The sequence below is a fragment of the Staphylococcus sp. EG-SA-15 genome, assembly GCF_017151895.1.
Lineage (GTDB): Bacteria > Bacillota > Bacilli > Staphylococcales > Staphylococcaceae > Staphylococcus > Staphylococcus aureus.
On record NZ_JACVZN010000037.1, the window covers coordinates 1 to 15437 of the forward strand.

The window sequence follows — 15437 nt, forward strand, 5'->3', positions numbered from 1 at the left end:
ATTGACTGCATTAGCTGTATAATTGGATTCACGACTCGCAACACGCATCATTTCGTGTGTAATCCAGCTAGCTTTGTATTGACCTCCAAGTATATTTTGAGCTGTTCTAATCGCTCTGCGCGCATTTTCAGAACCACTCCCTCCAGGTGAATTCTTTCCACCAGTTTTGTCGTTTTTCCGTAACCAAGGAATAGGGTCTGTCGAATACCTATTGGACTCTCCGCCTTGATTGACTTGGAAATGTAAATGGCGGTAATTAGTCATAGAACCTGTATTACCTGATTTACCAATTAATTGACCAGCTTTAATTTGTTCACCTGTTCTACGCAATTGTTCAGATAAGTGCATGAACCACAAAAATGTTCGACCTTTTTGAACAGTAATTGCTTTACCGCCACCATAGTTGTCATACCAACTTCTAACACGTCCACCCATTGGCGTACGTATAGGGGTACCGGTCGGCGTATCATAGTCAACACCATGATGAACGCCTCCGTTAAATGGATAATTGGGGTTAGGAGGTTTTGGCGGTGCTGAATAAGGTTGTAGTATTCTGAAACTATCAAACACAGAACCATCTCCCGCTTGGCTCTCTAATCCTTCTTTTATCCAATTAATCGCCTTACTTTTAATCTTATTCCAAGACGCTTTTGTTATATCGCCAACAATACCCATACCTTTAGTTAGAGAGCTAAAGTCAACACCAAACGCTTTGAGCACATAATTTAAAAGCTTACCCGGATTATCAATAAAGTCCATTACATCGCCAACTTTATCGCCAAGCCATTTGGTACCTTTACCTATTTGATCTTTTGTCCAGTTAAATGCCGATGATGCACTAGATTTAATATCTTTCCACATAGTAGTACCGAAATGAAATCTCGGAAGCGTTCCGTTTAACATTGAATAAGTTTGTGCCCCGTTGTATACTTTTGAGCCTTTAGGTAAATAAGCCGTAGTATCTGTATTTGGTGTGATTACACGTTTACCATTAGGGAATTCAATCATTTCATTTCTGAAACCATTTGGACCATTTCCGCGTCCCTTATCCCCAACTGTAGCGAATGTGTCACGTGCAATCTTACCGTTCTTAACTAATCTTGTAGTAGTATGTGTATGTTCAGTACCAGTGTGTAACTTCGGTATTTTGTCCATACCCAACTTACCACCGACCCAGTTTAAACCTTCAATTAATTTATTAAGACCTCTTTTAACAGCGTCTACCATACCACCGATATGATCTTTAATTTTACCAATGATAGATTTTAAACCGTCACGCATGCTTCCAAAGATGTTACGTACTCTATCCCATAAGCGACCAGCTATACCTACCGTGTTATCTTTAATAGAATTCCAAATATTTGACATCCAATTTCTTAATTTAGTAAATATATCTTTCGTCGCATTCCATAAATTTGTGAATTTAGACCTTACACCCGTAAATAACGAATGAGCCTTGTCGACGGTATTGCTTTTGATATTATTCCACGTACTAGATAACCAGTTTTTCATATTAGTGAAAATAGATTTAACACTATTGAATAAGAAACCAAAAATGCTTTTCGTCGCATTCCAAATTGCCGATAAAGATTTACTGAATATACTTTTTATTACGTCCCAAATTCCTGCTATCAATCCTTTTAGCAATCCGCCAAAGTACCTAACAACACCAAGTATTTTGCCTACAAACCACAGTTGTATTAAATTCCAAATTAACTGCACAGTGCCTTTCAGTATCATTACAATGCCGTCCCAAACACCTCGCCAGTTTCCTGTGAAAAGACTAGAGAACACTTTGATAATACCCAAAATAATATTAATAGCCCCTTGTATTACACCTTTGATATTTTCCCAAGTGCTGACAATCAAAGCTTTAACCGCCGGCCAAATAAATTGCATCACTTGCCAAATCGCAAACATAATTGGTTTAATAATAAAGTTAAAAATAAATTCAAAGGTTGCTTTAATGAAACCAGCTATATTTTGCAAAGCTTGTGTTATTTCTGAGCCGTTCTCTTTCCAGAAAGAGGCTAATTGAGCGCCTATCTCTTTGGCGAAACCAACGATTGCATCAACTACTTTAAAGAAAGTTGTTCTAATCGTATTAACTACATTTTGTATTCCTGCTACAGTTTCGGGTGGAAATATCTTCTCTAGGGTAACCGCGCCTTTACTATCACCTTTGAATAAATCAAAGAAACCTTGTAACGCTAGTTTAGCTGCTTTAAATGCGTTTGCTACACCAGAGATTGCCTGATTTACAATATTTCTAAAAGTTTCTGAACGTTTATAAGCTTGATAGAAAGCTATGCCAATACCAACTAATGCACCTACAATTAATGTTATGGGTAACGTTAAACTGGATATCGACACACCTAAAATCGGAAATAGTTTAACAAGTGATGCGATTTTAGTTCTTAAAAACGCGAATATACTACCAGCTTTATTAACGTTTATTAACAAGGGTCCTAAAACTGTCATTGCATTCCCCATCACGCTGATAAACAAACCGAACATAAAAACTAAAGGACCTAAAACTGCTGCAAATAATCCAAACCCAACAACCGCTAATTGAATTGACGTTGGTAATTTAGTAACCCATGTCACTACTTTGCTAAAAGCACTTACTATAATCTTTAGTGCTGGTTCTATTCTGTCATAAATCGTTAAGGCTAGTTCTTCTAATTGCGACCTTAAAGTTCTTAATTTCCCACCTAAACCAGATTCCATTGTATCGGCCATTCTTTTAGATGCCCCGGTAGATGAATCTATAGATTTGGTTAACTTTTGATAGTCTTCATCAGAAGCATTTATAATTGCTAATGCTCCTGACATCGCTTCTTTACCAAATATTGTAGCTGCAGAACTAGCTTGTTGGTCTTTTGAAAGATGTTTAAATTTTTCTCTCAGTTGGTCTAAAAGCTTTCGCATAGGAATCATTTTCCCATTACTATCTGTAATAGATATTCCTAAGCGCTCCATTTCATTCCCCATAGCTCTAGTCGGACTTGAAAGATTGGTGAACATTGTTCGTAACGCTGTACCTGCTTTTTCACCTTTGATACCAGCATTACTCATTAAACCTATCGCAATAGATGTATCTTCAATCGTGTAACCTAACGCACCTGCTACAGGAGCGACATATTTAAAAGCTTCTCCGAGCCCTCTAACATCCGTATTTGCCTTCGAGCTAGTTTGTGCTAAAACGTCCGCAAAATGACCACTATCCTTTGCTTTTAAACCAAATGCCGTTAGTCCATCTGTAACAATGTCACTTACTGCTCCCAGTTCTTCGCCAGATGCTGCCGCTAAATCCATAACTCCGCTTAAACCTTCCATCATTTGCTTAGAATCCCAACCAGCAAGTGCCATGTAATTTAATGCTTCAGCCGAATCTGATGCGCTAAATTTTGTTGTTGCACCCATTTCGCGAGCCTTTTTCTTCAAAGCTTCAAACTCTTCACCAGTAGCACCTGAAGTTGCTTTAACTTTTCTCATACTGTCATCGAATTCAATACCTTTTTTAGCTGCTACAGCAAACCCAGCAACCACCGGCGCAGTTACATACATAGTCATGTTACGGCCTACATTTTTCATACTGTTACCAATTTCTTGAAGTTTAGGACCAAAATTATTAAAGTTGGTACCAAGTTTTCCCATTGCAGTATTTAATGCTTTCTGCTCTCTTTGCATGTCTTTTAATTCTTGTGTGGCTTGGTTTAACTCTCGCTCATATTGGTTTAATTTAGCGTAAGCTTCATTGTATTTAGCAGCCGCAGCTTGTGTCTTTGCACTGTTTTCACCAGTTTCTTTACTAAGTTTGTCATAACTATCTTTCAGCTCTTTAGTAATCTGGGCTTGAACTTTTTGTTTTTTACTCAAACCTTCGACTTTTATCTTCGACTTTTCTAATGAATTATCATATCTAGAAAATTGTGATAAATTAGCCGAAAGCTCACGCGAAACCATTTTCATTTGCCTATTTAAACCTGTCACACCTCTATTGAATCCAGAACCATCTAAATCAACCTTTATGACCATATTACCTATAGGATTAGGCATTTAAAAACCTCCTTTCTTCCAAGATGTAAATAAAAAATCAACCTTTAAAGGCTGATTAAAAAATATCTTTAAAACTTTTCGCAGTTCGCTTTGTTTCAATCTTCGATTCGACAATGTCTAAAAAGAAGTGTATCGGCATGTTAGCCACTTTTTCTGCATCCATGCCGTTTTCTATCAAATCTTTAGCTATTTTCCTGTAATTGTTGTAGACAGCTTCAGGTGTTAAATCTTCTTTTCTTATTTCTGATTCTCTGTCACGAACTTTTTTGTATCGCTAGGTTCCCCACCTGTAATGCGTCCAATTAACTGTCCAATCTTTTCAATACCTTCTTGACCATTTGGTAATCCTTTTTGAAGTTCTATACTAGTAAATTGATTATCAAAAGCTTCAACGATGAAATCCAAAACTTCTTCCAATACTTCCATTTGTACAGCCATGTTGTTTTCGTATTCTTCTTGCTTGTTTTTGTATTCTTCCTGTTCTGTCACACTTAAGTTATTAAATTCTTCTTCTGTTAGATCTTTAAAATCAGCCCCCTTAAAGGCTTTGTTAAGTTTCAAACCTAATTTTGAACCTTGAATTGTTTCAAACAAAGTAATAATCGGCTTTGCTAAATACTTTTGATATTGCGGCTTTCCTGTTTTTGTAAATCCTGTAATTAATTCAATTGATGTACGTTCCATTATTAAATTCCTACTTTCTTTTTAATTTGGCCAAAATAAAAAGAGGGCGTTAAGCCCTCAAAACTTACATTTCTAAATTAGATTGTACTGTAATTTGCACAGTATCAGTTTGCTTTCCTGCAGTCGCTGTAACGGTCGCATTACCTTCCGCCAAACCTTTAACGAGACCAGTTGATGTTACGCTAGCATACGTTTGCCCCTCAGTCACTGCATAAGTTACTTTCTGTCCAGATGGTTCGGTTGTGGCTGATAGTTGTTTAGTAGCATCAACTTTAACTGTAACTTGTTCATCAGTGACGTTTACAGAAGTGACTTCAACTTTTTCTGTTTTTTTCATTTCTTTTTCTACAGGTTCCATATTTTGTTCTCCTCGACTAGACATGAATTCATCATAAGTTTTACCAAATGTTTCCATGAATACATAATCGCGCCCTGTAGTGCTTCCTTTTTTATCATAGCCTGTAACATGCGAGCTTTCATCAAACAAACGATCAATAAAGTTACCTTCTACATCATCATTTTGGAATTCAACCTTATCTTGTTTCGTTTGCCCTTTGATGCTTGAACGAGTGAATTTACCTTTGAACAAGCCAACCCATTCTGAAGACTCATCATGATTACGTCTTTCAAATACAATCGCTACATCTGGCGGAATATCCTTAGCTCCATATTTATAACCACCTACACCTTTTTTAGCGCCATTCAAGAACGCCTTATCGTCAGCAGGAACAGTAACAAATGTTGTCTTAACACTCAGTTTACCATTAGATACAGCAGTTGCTGCGACCATATCATCTCCATAATCTTCCTCGGTATCTTGTGGACGGTCTACTTCAATTTCTTTTAAGAAACGAATACGTGTGCCAGCTCCAGTTTCCCATTCATTTTCTGTATCTTTTAAAATAGGTGCATAATAAAAGTTTGATACCCCAATTGCGATACCCGAAACTCCTGTATCTGCAAAATGTTGTAAGTTTAATTTTAAAAATCTTGGTGCTTGTTTCAATTTTTCAATCATTTAATTTTCCTCCAATTTCATTGATAAAATCGAGCCTTTTGCTCTTATAATATGTCTGAATGACATGACGTCACTCTCGTATAACGGTTCTCTGTAATAACATTGAAAATTTATCACTTTGAGTAACTCAACAATTTTTTCTGCTTGCTCGTTCGGTTCATCTTGAGACCACCAAACATCAATTTGGTAATGGTATTCTCTTGAAATCTCGTTATCATCAGCGTATGTGTCAGGATTGAACGGTAAGGGATATATACGAATAATAGGCTTGTCAGTTTTTTCGTGAAAATGGTCATCTATAGTGTAGTTAAACACATTCACTTCATCTGTAATGTTATTTGCAATAATAGCGTTTCTAATTATTTTGGTAACATTAATCATTTTTGCAACCTCTTAGCAGTATCAAGCATTGTTTTTAAAACTTTGTTTTTCCCTTGCTTTTCTGTTTTTGTTATAAACAATTGTGGTTTTTGGTACATTGTTCCAAATTCTGTTGCATGAATACGGTGTGAGACGCCTTTAGCGTAACCAATTGTAACGATTTTCTCACTTGTGTGTCTGTCTGTTTTCACATTAGAAACAGCTATGTGATCGCGAGCATGCTTTTTAGTATTCGCAAAAGGTGTATTACTTTTTAAAAGCGGGACTAATGACATAGCCCCAGCTTTGACAATTACATTACTATTTAAATTCATTTTTAAAACTGCATTTTTCAAACCTTGTTCAATGTTATTACTTTCAATTCTTGCCCCCATTAAATGACCACCTCGCCATAGATACGCAAATAAGATTTATCTTGATAATCTGGCTTTACATATTTGATGTTAAACCTTTGCCCTTCATGCAAGACGTAATGCTTATTTGTTGGTTTATAATCACCTCGTGTATCTCTGATAATAATAGTTTTAATGAATTTGCTACCTGTATTGAGATTCGTTTGAGTGTCGGATTCTTTAGATTCTTGAATGCAAGCGAAACAAGAGTATAATATTTTCGTCTTCGGTTTCATCGGATTTCCGTTCACTCTCTCGCTTACATCTTCACAAAAATCTATGCGTTCATTTAATTTATTGGAATTAAATTTCATCATTTTCACTCTCCAAAAATTGCTCAAATGAACCTCTCAACTTATGCACAGTACTCAAAACCATATGAGGCGCAAGCGATAAATCCCTATCCAAATAAGCAATACGGTTTTCAAAATAGTAACTTGCTAAAGGGTATATAGCACGAGCAAATAGAGGATGACTTTTAAACCAATCAATATATTTACTTGGTTCATCCGTAACAGCGCTAGCTATTTCATGGAATGCCCAAGAGTAATATATTCCTAATAAGTCGTCCTCTGAATTGTGATCTATTTTGCAATGCTTTTTTAATAACTTAAGTTCCTCAGCTGTTAATTGCATTCAATCACCTATTCTTCTTTCACTCTTTCAAGTATTACTCCATGCTCTTTCAGCTTTTTGTTAACATATTCAGCACGTTTTACTGTCATTTCAACACGTTTACCTGACTTTAAATACTGGCCTTTTTCCAAGTCAGTATAAGATTTCTTCACTTCATACATTGCCATAGTTTATCACCTCTTTATAAAGTATCGAGCGCTTATTATGCTTCTAAGCCAAGATCGCCTTCACCGCGTTCACTATCATCATATTCAATCACAATTGCTGATTTATAATCTAGAATTCTACAGTCTTGACGTACAGCAATCATTAAACATTCTCCGAAATGCATGTAGTCAGTCCATGATGCTTGGTATTGAGAGCGGTCAAATAAAACAATCGCATCTTTTAAGTTACCGATAATCAAAGTGTTATTACCTTTTTGCCCTAGTACTTCATCAGGTAAAATTTCGATTTTAGCTCCTAATAAACGCTGTTGCGTTTTTTCTTTAACATCTGGCTGGATTAAATAGTTTCCTAGCTTATCTTTCATTTTGTCTAATTTTGCAAACATAGTTTGCGAAACAATCGCAACATTATGTTCGTAATTCGGCTTAACATTCAGGTTAATAGCATCTTTAATATCATCTAAAGATTTTGCTTTTTTAACTTCTAATTTCTTGCCTTCTTTTTCAAAACCTGAACTTGTAGAACCCGTTGATCCTTTAGTGATAACATCAATAATTGCTTTGTTTCGTGTTGCTGCAATAGTTCGCGCCATCCATAGTTTCAATTCTTGCAAAACATTCACTTTTGCATCTTCGATTGCTTCACGTGAAATTCGGAAGTAACCACGGTGTGTATTAATGTCATATGCTAATTGGAAGAATGGTTTAACTGCTAATTCAGGGTTTTCTTCTAATTCTTCAACTTTTTCAAGGGCTGCAACTTCTGATTGTCGTACTACCGGATATTTACCAGAACCATTTGTAACACGTTTGACCGTCACATACTTATCAAGATTAAACTCAACCTCTTTTAATTTTAAAATATCTGTAACAATTTCCTCTGGAATAACTACAAATCCTGAGTCTGTTTTTAACGAACCACCTTGAATATCATTGCGTGTTTCAAGGTATTCAGTAAAATCTCTAACTTCTTGTGATGTTACCTTTGTGTTTTGAATCGAAATACCTAAATCATTAATGTTTGCTTGGTTTCGATAAGTACGTGCTTCGTTTAATTCAACTGTTTGTGGATTGTTTTCTGAAGTTCCATCTTTTTCTTTTAGCTTATCTAATTCTTCTTGTTTTTCTTGGATTTGAGAACGTAAATCAGTAATTTCTTGTTCTAATTTTTCTGCTTTTTCTAACTCATCGTTATTAAGTGCTCGCGTTGCATACTTCACCTTTAAATCAATTTGTCTTTTAATGTCTGAAATCTCAGATTGTAACTTTTCTTTTGTTTTCATTTAATTTCCTCCTAAAATTGGCATAAAAAAATAGACATCGCTATATTCAGCATGTCCAATGGCTGTATTTGATAATGGTGTTCAACTTCACCAAATATTATTTAATATAGAGTGTTTCTTTAGTCTTATTTCTAATTCTTTTTTACGTTGTTCTTTTTTAACGGTTTCAATACTACGTAATGCTGGTTTAACATCAGTGTCTTTATAAGCCGGATAAGTCACTACAGAAACATCTGTAAGTTCACGAATTGCTGTTAAAGTACGTTTGTAAATGTTTTCTTGTTCATCAAAACGCACTTCATCGCCTTTATCGTCAAGCATAAAACCAAACGAACATTGATTGATGTTGCCTACACGCATGTTCTCATATAAATCACGTGCAAATGTTGTGTTTGGTAACTTACAACGATATTTAAGTCCAACATCATCAGTTTCGAGCTCCAAAGTACCCGATTTTGTCCTACCAATTATTTGCGATGGGATATGATCTACTAAACAACGCACATCAGATAAATCAGTGTTTTCTAAAGCGCGACGTGAAATCGTTTCTTTGAATCCACCAAGATTTTCAGACCAAGTATCAAACTTTAACGCATACCCCTCTATGACCATTTCGTTGTCATCATTTGAGCGTACCTCAATAATGTTGCCAACTCTCGTTTCCTTACTCATTTTCCTCACCACCTTTCAATTTTTTATCAGTAGCTCTCGATTTATTCATCTGATACTCATCTACAAGTTCAATATTCACATGGTTTAAATCGACTCTGTGAATACTACCATTACCGCCTGGTATTGGCGCTAATCCATCACGTTGTCTAATTTCATCAATATTCATCTTTCCAGAATCAATGTTAATTTTGTCAATTTCAGCTTGTGTTTTCTCATCAACAACTCGTATTTCAGTGGTATCAAATTTAAATTCACGATTCACATGTTCATCATTAAACTTAAAATTCAATTCTGCACAAACGCATGTAATATAAGGTTTTAAAGTTGATAAGTAATCTAAATTAGCATCCGTGATACTCATGTTCGCTGTTTCTATGCCGAACTTATGCAATGGAATACCAAATACACCTGCTATTTCTCTTGTTGATGATTTGTTTTCTCTGATAAGCTTTAAAACTTCTGTATCAACTTCTAATTGATCAAACGTCATTGATTCATCGAGTACGACAACTTTCCCCGCTTGTTTAGTTCCACTAAAACTTTTGTGAAATTCTTCTCTGGCACGGTCTCTTGCTTTTTTATTATCTAATACACCTTTCATTTTCAAAATACCACCAGCATGTGTGCCATTTCGCAAGAAATTGTTAAGGAAATCTTTTCCATTGTTATCTGATTCTATCGTGCGACTTAATGTGTCTAACAGTGACAAACCATTTATACCATCCAACGAATAAAATTTGATGTCTAACATATCCTCAAACTTAACATGACGCTCTATATTATTTCCGTTACTGTCTATCCTTTGATGAAAATAATACAGTCGACCTCTTGCGTCTGATTTCAATTCTATTTCGGATGTCTTTCTGAACGTTAAATTCATAGGTTCTCCTGTTTTATCACGTGTAATTTCAATATAGCCGTGCGATGTTAGTAAGGCACTAACAAACACTATTAATTTGAATATATAGCCGTTATACATTGGGTTAGGACGTGTATTTAACAAATTAACAATCCTGTCACTATAATTAATTTGACCGTTCACTGTCACCCTAATTGGCATGCGCGCCAAATCAGAAGCAATCATCATAACTGCAGTAAAGATGTCGCTATGCCTAATTGCTTCTATATCTTTATATTGTCGTAATTTTGTTCCTTGAAAACCTGGCAAAGTTTGAACCATCATTTGCAAATCATCTTCGTTGTATTGCAAGTCTCGTTTTTCATTTTTATAAAAAATTCCCACAATTACTAACTCCTTTCTTGATTGCTTTCATGATTTAAAATCAACGAAATAACAATCAGTGTTATACCAGTGCATAAAAGCCCTATATTTTGACCGAATGCTTTATACACAGAAACGTTAACCACAAACAAACCTAATAAAAAAAGGATGCTAACCAAATTAGCAACCAAGAAATTAAAAAAGACATTTATTTTATTCAAGTCCATTTTGTCACCACCTTTAAAATCCGAATTCTTCGCTTTCATATTTCTCCGTCCAATTTTCTTGGAATTCGTGCATTCTAGCCTCAGTGAAAGCTGTGATAATCGAAATAATCGGATCTATTTTTTGACGATTCATTTTTTTATTTATTTTCACATTGTCTTCTCCGTCACGAATCAAAACGGCATTATTAACTGACGTTGTAAGTAACATATTATCGTTATGCTGTATTCTTTCATCTGCAACCCACATTCTAAATTCTTTAATAGATTGTGATAACGCCTTAAAACTTTGTCCCACTTCAATAAGTGGCCAATCTAAAGCCATTGATTCGATTGTTGTTATAAAACTTTGCGCATTCCAAGGGTCATAGCAAACAGCCTGTACATTCAGGTCATGCGTCGTTATAAATTTCACTATAAAATCGATAACTTGTTTATAATCAATCATGCCGCTATCTGATTGTGTAGTCTCAGCTTCGCCACGTTCAATCGCTAATTCATAATTTATTTTGTCTCTCTTAGATTTTTGTTCTAAGTTTGTTCTTAATCCAATGAAAGAATGACTATGTAAAAACACTTTTTTATCGTCGTTAGGGAAAATAAACCCTACAGATGTTAAGTCATCCAATCTCGATAAGTCGACACCTATATACACATCTTTACCATTGATATTAGGCATAGGCGTTATTACTTGTTCCCAATCTGAAATATCTAGCAAGCTATCTTCTCTTTGCGCTTGCCATAAATTGAAGTTTTTAATCAAAATCTTATGATATGATGTCCCTTTTTCTAATTCGTCTTGTATATCAGCTTTTACATTTTGAAGTATAGTTTTTCTATGTTCTTTTGATTCTAAAAGCGGCATTGCTTTAATCCACTTTGTTTCATCTTGAACTTCTTCTTGTGAATCCATTTCAGCACAATATACAAAGTAATTATCAGCTCTTACTTCTTCATTTAAAATACGTTTAATATACTTATACTCTTGGTACATTTGACTATTTAAATTGTCTCCGGCCGTTGAAACAAGTAGGGTTAAAGGATTTTTTTGTAATGTCATACCTGTTTTAAACCTTGAGTACATCTCATCATCAGGCATACTTGCCAATTCGTCCAAAATAGCAACTGTAGGATCTTTACCATCAACCGCATCTGGGTTATTGGAAAGAGGTGCAAACACTGAACTACTTAATACATCTTCAATGTCTGTCTTTCTTACGTCTGTTTTTTCACGGATAAACTTGCTTTTACTTCGCATTAGGTTTACTTGTTGGCTTGCCATCTTGAATATTGTTTGCGCTTGCTTATAAGTAGATGAAGCTACATAAATTTGTCTATTAAATTTAGGGTATTGTCCAAACAACAGTTCATTAACGGACATTCCCGATACGATTAGAGACTTACCTTGTTTTCTAGCCATACTTATATAAGCTTTAGTAAACATTCTGTATTGACCTCTACGCCAGCCGTATAAGCTCCCAACAATGAATTTTTGAAACTCCATAAGAGGCATGGGCTGGTTTGTTTTAGGGTCTGGAAGCATTTCCACAAATTTAATTGCTTTGTTAGACAAATGATTATCCCAATGGCAACCATTCGGCGGGTTCTCCATAAAAGATAGGTGACGTTTACATACTTGAATATTCTTCAAACTTGCCAAAATTTCTCCTGAAACTACCTTTTTTGCGTATTGAGTAACATAATCAGTCATTACTTACCACTCACAAATTCCATATATGGATCATCATCTTCTTTTTCATCAGGAACCATAATACGCAATCGGCTATCAATAGTTAATCCTAAAGTATTAGCTGTTTGTTGCAATCGAATACCCGCTTTTTCCTTTATGTTGAACGCCGGATTAACCTTTTGATTTCCTTTGTCGTCTTCTAAAATCAAGTCTTCGCGCTCTAAAATCAAACTTGCTTTAACAAAGTCACTATAAAAACTACAATATTGTGCTAATTGTGCTTTATCTAAGTTGGAAATTGGCAATTCTTGCATGTGCGGTAATATTCTTAAGTATTCTTGTTTCGCTATTTCATCTAAAAAGTGCGGTGGTTCAGTATCGATTTTAGAAAATTTATTTAATTGAGCTTCTTGACGCTCTTTTTCAATAATTTCTTCTTTTGTATAATTCTTGTTCGAATTTGACAAAAGCTTCTTAGGTCTACCCGCCATAAATTAGCACCTCCTACTAAAAAACTTAAATAAAGGGAATTTTTTGAGAAGAAAACTCTGCTCCGTTCTCCAGAACCTTTCATTGACGCCCGTTTCATCTTTGGGGGGACTTCCTATTTTTATCTTTTTTAATATTTCTTCAAATCTTCTTTTGTCTTTTGGTTATGGCAAGCATCACACAAAGGCTGTAAATTACTTTTGTCTAATCTTCTTGCCCAATCAACTTTCGTTGGTACAATATGGTCAACCATAGTCGCTTGATTGCCACAAGAAACACAAATAAAATCATGTTCTAACAATACGATTCGACGCATGTTTTGCCACGTTTTCGATTTATAAAACCTTAAATACTCTGGATCGTTTCGACGTCTCAAATCATTGTAATTTTCAATTGCATATTGTTTGTGTTTATCACAATAACTTTCGTTATGATTAATCAATACATTACACGTTGGATGACCACATCGCTTCATAATAGACAATGAACATCACTCCTTGTCGACTTTCTTAACATCTTGCACAGTTACTTGTCTATCATCTTTATCATTGCTAATTAACAATAAGTTTCCTATCGATCCATCAACAAGATACTTACTACCTTGAAACAATACTTTGTCTCCTTGTTTTATACCATTGTCTAAATTGATAGTCTGATTAGGTTTATTCATCAAGATAGTGTTAACACTATGACCAGCTATCTCATCCAAGTTAATACCTAACACGTTAGTAAGATTAACTATATTCCACAATGCTTCGCTAAGTTCATTTATCATAATTCCTTTATCTATCGGTACATTACAAAACATATGCTGTTTAATTAGATCTGTAACATTGCCTGTAGATTGAGTTAAACCTAAGCCGTAACAAGTAATAGATTCATTTAAATTCAATTCATCATTGTGTGTACGTGTAGCTATCTCTTGGTACTTTGATATCTCCATTCTCCACCTCTTGTTTATAAAAATAAAACCCTCACTTAATGTGAGAGTTCAAAAGAAATATAAATGTTTTGCTACACAGCAATTATAATAAAAAACAATATGTAGCATCAAAATTAGTCCGATGTGTACGATTTGTACGATGTGTCCGAACTGTCCGATGTGTCCGAAGTGTCGGTTTCTTGTTGCAAGTTATAAAGTATATTTACTATATCTTTTACTCTAGAATAAAAATTGTCTCTGCCTATATCAAGAATGCTCATAATCCTATTATGGCTTTCTCGTTGTTTTAACATTTGTAAAATATGATAATCTTTTTCATTCGTGATGTATTCTTCATATTCATCAATGAACGCTATCTTCTTAATCAAGTAATCGTACTTTCTAAGCGCTTTGTTTTTGTTTATAACTTTCACTAACACTTTATTGCTAGTCGTGCCTTTAGCTTTTGGCATCGCAGATTGATAACCATATTGTGCAATTGATGTACTTTCGTTATCGTAGACTTTACTGTCTATTATGTTCTTCATCCACTTGTAGTTATCTATCATTTCACGTATTTCTTTCCTGTTATACATGCAATACCTCCGATAATATAAATTACTTTTTAATATCGTTATTCATTCGCTTCAATTCAATCCTGTATTCTTCTAACCCGTTGTATCCTTTAGTCTTAACTACCTCATCAAGTAGATAATCATTCATATATCTGAGTGCTTGTATCTCTCTTGCACGATCACTATTAATACTGATAGAAACTAATAGCAATATAGCAAATACAATAGTCATAGTAATCCACATCACTCACTTACCTCCGCTCGAAAGACGTAATCACTCGGCGCCTCTATATCATCATTAGCCGTCATCATAATATATACTTGCTCAGTTACATACTTACCTAACTCATACATCGCTAGTAAGAATAATAGTCTCAAAATTTCTTTAACCACCACTAAACACCCCATGTTAATTTATCGATAATTTGTATAGCTTGTTTTAATGCGTCTCTTTTTTCTTCGATATCTCTATTATCGCCATCTTCATCAGCTGACATTAACTCACTGTCATATTCATATAATAGTTCTGATATTTCATTACTAGCTACTACTAATAAGTTTTCATCTACATCAATCGTTACCGTTTTCTTTGGCATCTCCATCTCTCCTTATCTTAACTTGTGCCTCGTATTTGCGCTCAGCTTCTTCTTTACTCTCTGCCTCAACAACTGTAAACGTCTGATTATCTCTAGCAGTAGTAAAATGTTCATGTGGTTGTCCTGTTGAATCTTTGAATGTTGTGACTAAGTATTGTGTCATTCCTCATAGCTCCCTTGAACTTGTTTGAGCTTACTCATAAAAAACATTACTAAAAATGCTATTAAGATATGCGTCTTTTGATGTTTATAAGCAAATGTAGATATCATAAAGATAGTAGCAAGCATTAACATTTCATATATGTTTGTGTGTATAGTCTTTTTACTCTTAAGAAAAATAATTGCTATGCGATAAAAGAGATAAACGCCAAACCCTATTAAAAATATTTCTAACATGTCGCTCACTTCCCCAAAACCTCCTTGA

At 34.8% G+C, this 15437-nt stretch carries 23 protein-coding genes; all 23 read right to left on the reverse strand.

The genetic code is table 11. From position 1 onward, the window contains the following. Positions 1-4062: phage tail tape measure protein (locus IDG64_RS12695; protein ID WP_206171333.1), on the reverse strand; the 4062-nt coding region annotated here is incomplete at its 3' end. A gap of 55 nt (positions 4063-4117) precedes the next feature. Beyond that, positions 4118-4240 (reverse strand): phage tail assembly chaperone GT, encoded by a 123-nt coding sequence (gene gpGT / locus IDG64_RS12700; RefSeq protein WP_000571956.1) that lies wholly within the window; start codon positions 4238-4240, stop codon positions 4118-4120. Positions 4241-4299: 59 nt separating this feature from the next. Beyond that, positions 4300-4746, reverse strand: a complete 447-nt coding sequence (gpG, locus tag IDG64_RS12705) for a phage tail assembly chaperone G (protein WP_000442601.1) — start codon at positions 4744-4746, stop codon at positions 4300-4302. Positions 4747-4810: 64 nt separating this feature from the next. Continuing rightward, on the reverse strand, positions 4811-5764 hold the full coding sequence (locus tag IDG64_RS12710; RefSeq protein WP_000570652.1) for a major tail protein: 954 nt from the start codon (positions 5762-5764) through the stop codon (positions 4811-4813). Continuing rightward, entirely contained in the window at positions 5765-6145 is a 381-nt protein-coding gene (locus IDG64_RS12715) for a hypothetical protein (RefSeq protein ID WP_000611449.1), read from the reverse strand. Next, positions 6142-6519 (reverse strand): HK97-gp10 family putative phage morphogenesis protein, encoded by a 378-nt coding sequence (locus tag IDG64_RS12720; RefSeq protein ID WP_000501244.1) that lies wholly within the window; start codon positions 6517-6519, stop codon positions 6142-6144. The genes IDG64_RS12715 and IDG64_RS12720 overlap by 4 nt, the downstream gene beginning before the upstream one ends. Continuing rightward, on the reverse strand, positions 6519-6854 hold the full coding sequence (locus tag IDG64_RS12725; protein WP_000975314.1) for a phage head completion protein: 336 nt from the start codon (positions 6852-6854) through the stop codon (positions 6519-6521). The genes IDG64_RS12720 and IDG64_RS12725 overlap by 1 nt, the downstream gene beginning before the upstream one ends. Beyond that, positions 6841-7173 (reverse strand): head-tail connector protein, encoded by a 333-nt coding sequence (locus IDG64_RS12730; protein WP_001177489.1) that lies wholly within the window; start codon positions 7171-7173, stop codon positions 6841-6843. The genes IDG64_RS12725 and IDG64_RS12730 overlap by 14 nt, the downstream gene beginning before the upstream one ends. An 8-nt stretch (positions 7174-7181) precedes the next feature. Next, entirely contained in the window at positions 7182-7340 is a 159-nt protein-coding gene (locus IDG64_RS12735; protein WP_001252099.1) for a hypothetical protein, read from the reverse strand. Positions 7341-7375: 35 nt separating this feature from the next. Next, positions 7376-8623, reverse strand: coding sequence for a phage major capsid protein (locus tag IDG64_RS12740; RefSeq protein WP_000849958.1), 1248 nt, complete (start codon positions 8621-8623; stop codon positions 7376-7378). An 87-nt stretch (positions 8624-8710) separates the two neighbouring features. Next, positions 8711-9295, reverse strand: a complete 585-nt coding sequence (locus IDG64_RS12745) for an HK97 family phage prohead protease (RefSeq protein ID WP_000032523.1) — start codon at positions 9293-9295, stop codon at positions 8711-8713. Then, entirely contained in the window at positions 9288-10538 is a 1251-nt protein-coding gene (locus IDG64_RS12750) for a phage portal protein (RefSeq protein WP_000511062.1), read from the reverse strand. Before IDG64_RS12750 ends, IDG64_RS12745 begins: the two co-directional genes overlap by 8 nt. 5 nt (positions 10539-10543) lie before the next feature. Then, positions 10544-10744, reverse strand: coding sequence for a hypothetical protein (locus IDG64_RS12755; RefSeq protein ID WP_000365301.1), 201 nt, complete (start codon positions 10742-10744; stop codon positions 10544-10546). Between the two features lie 13 nt (positions 10745-10757). Further along, positions 10758-12452: a terminase large subunit gene (locus IDG64_RS12760; RefSeq protein WP_000133309.1), complete on the reverse strand. Its 1695-nt coding sequence runs from the start codon at positions 12450-12452 to the stop codon at positions 10758-10760. Further along, positions 12452-12922 (reverse strand): phage terminase small subunit P27 family, encoded by a 471-nt coding sequence (locus IDG64_RS12765; protein ID WP_000919028.1) that lies wholly within the window; start codon positions 12920-12922, stop codon positions 12452-12454. The genes IDG64_RS12760 and IDG64_RS12765 overlap by 1 nt, the downstream gene beginning before the upstream one ends. Positions 12923-13050: 128 nt before the next feature. After that, positions 13051-13395, reverse strand: coding sequence for an HNH endonuclease (locus tag IDG64_RS12770; RefSeq protein ID WP_016169209.1), 345 nt, complete (start codon positions 13393-13395; stop codon positions 13051-13053). Positions 13396-13410: 15 nt separating this feature from the next. Beyond that, positions 13411-13863: a nucleoside triphosphate pyrophosphohydrolase family protein gene (locus tag IDG64_RS12775; RefSeq protein WP_000406193.1), complete on the reverse strand. Its 453-nt coding sequence runs from the start codon at positions 13861-13863 to the stop codon at positions 13411-13413. Between the two features lie 113 nt (positions 13864-13976). Next, on the reverse strand, positions 13977-14438 hold the full coding sequence (locus IDG64_RS12780) for a hypothetical protein (protein WP_000282752.1): 462 nt from the start codon (positions 14436-14438) through the stop codon (positions 13977-13979). A 22-nt stretch (positions 14439-14460) separates the two neighbouring features. Continuing rightward, positions 14461-14661 (reverse strand): DUF1514 family protein, encoded by a 201-nt coding sequence (locus IDG64_RS12785; RefSeq protein ID WP_001813913.1) that lies wholly within the window; start codon positions 14659-14661, stop codon positions 14461-14463. Next, a complete protein-coding gene (rinB, locus tag IDG64_RS12790) occupies positions 14661-14810 on the reverse strand; it encodes a transcriptional activator RinB (RefSeq protein ID WP_001813911.1) in 150 nt (49 codons plus the stop codon). Before rinB ends, IDG64_RS12785 begins: the two co-directional genes overlap by 1 nt. Positions 14811-14812: 2 nt before the next feature. After that, a complete protein-coding gene (locus tag IDG64_RS12795; RefSeq protein WP_001125015.1) occupies positions 14813-15013 on the reverse strand; it encodes a hypothetical protein in 201 nt (66 codons plus the stop codon). Continuing rightward, positions 14988-15176, reverse strand: coding sequence for a DUF1381 domain-containing protein (locus tag IDG64_RS12800; protein ID WP_000195782.1), 189 nt, complete (start codon positions 15174-15176; stop codon positions 14988-14990). Before IDG64_RS12800 ends, IDG64_RS12795 begins: the two co-directional genes overlap by 26 nt. Continuing rightward, a complete protein-coding gene (locus IDG64_RS12805; protein WP_001282074.1) occupies positions 15173-15418 on the reverse strand; it encodes a hypothetical protein in 246 nt (81 codons plus the stop codon). Before IDG64_RS12805 ends, IDG64_RS12800 begins: the two co-directional genes overlap by 4 nt. Between the last annotated feature and the right edge of the window lie 19 nt (positions 15419-15437).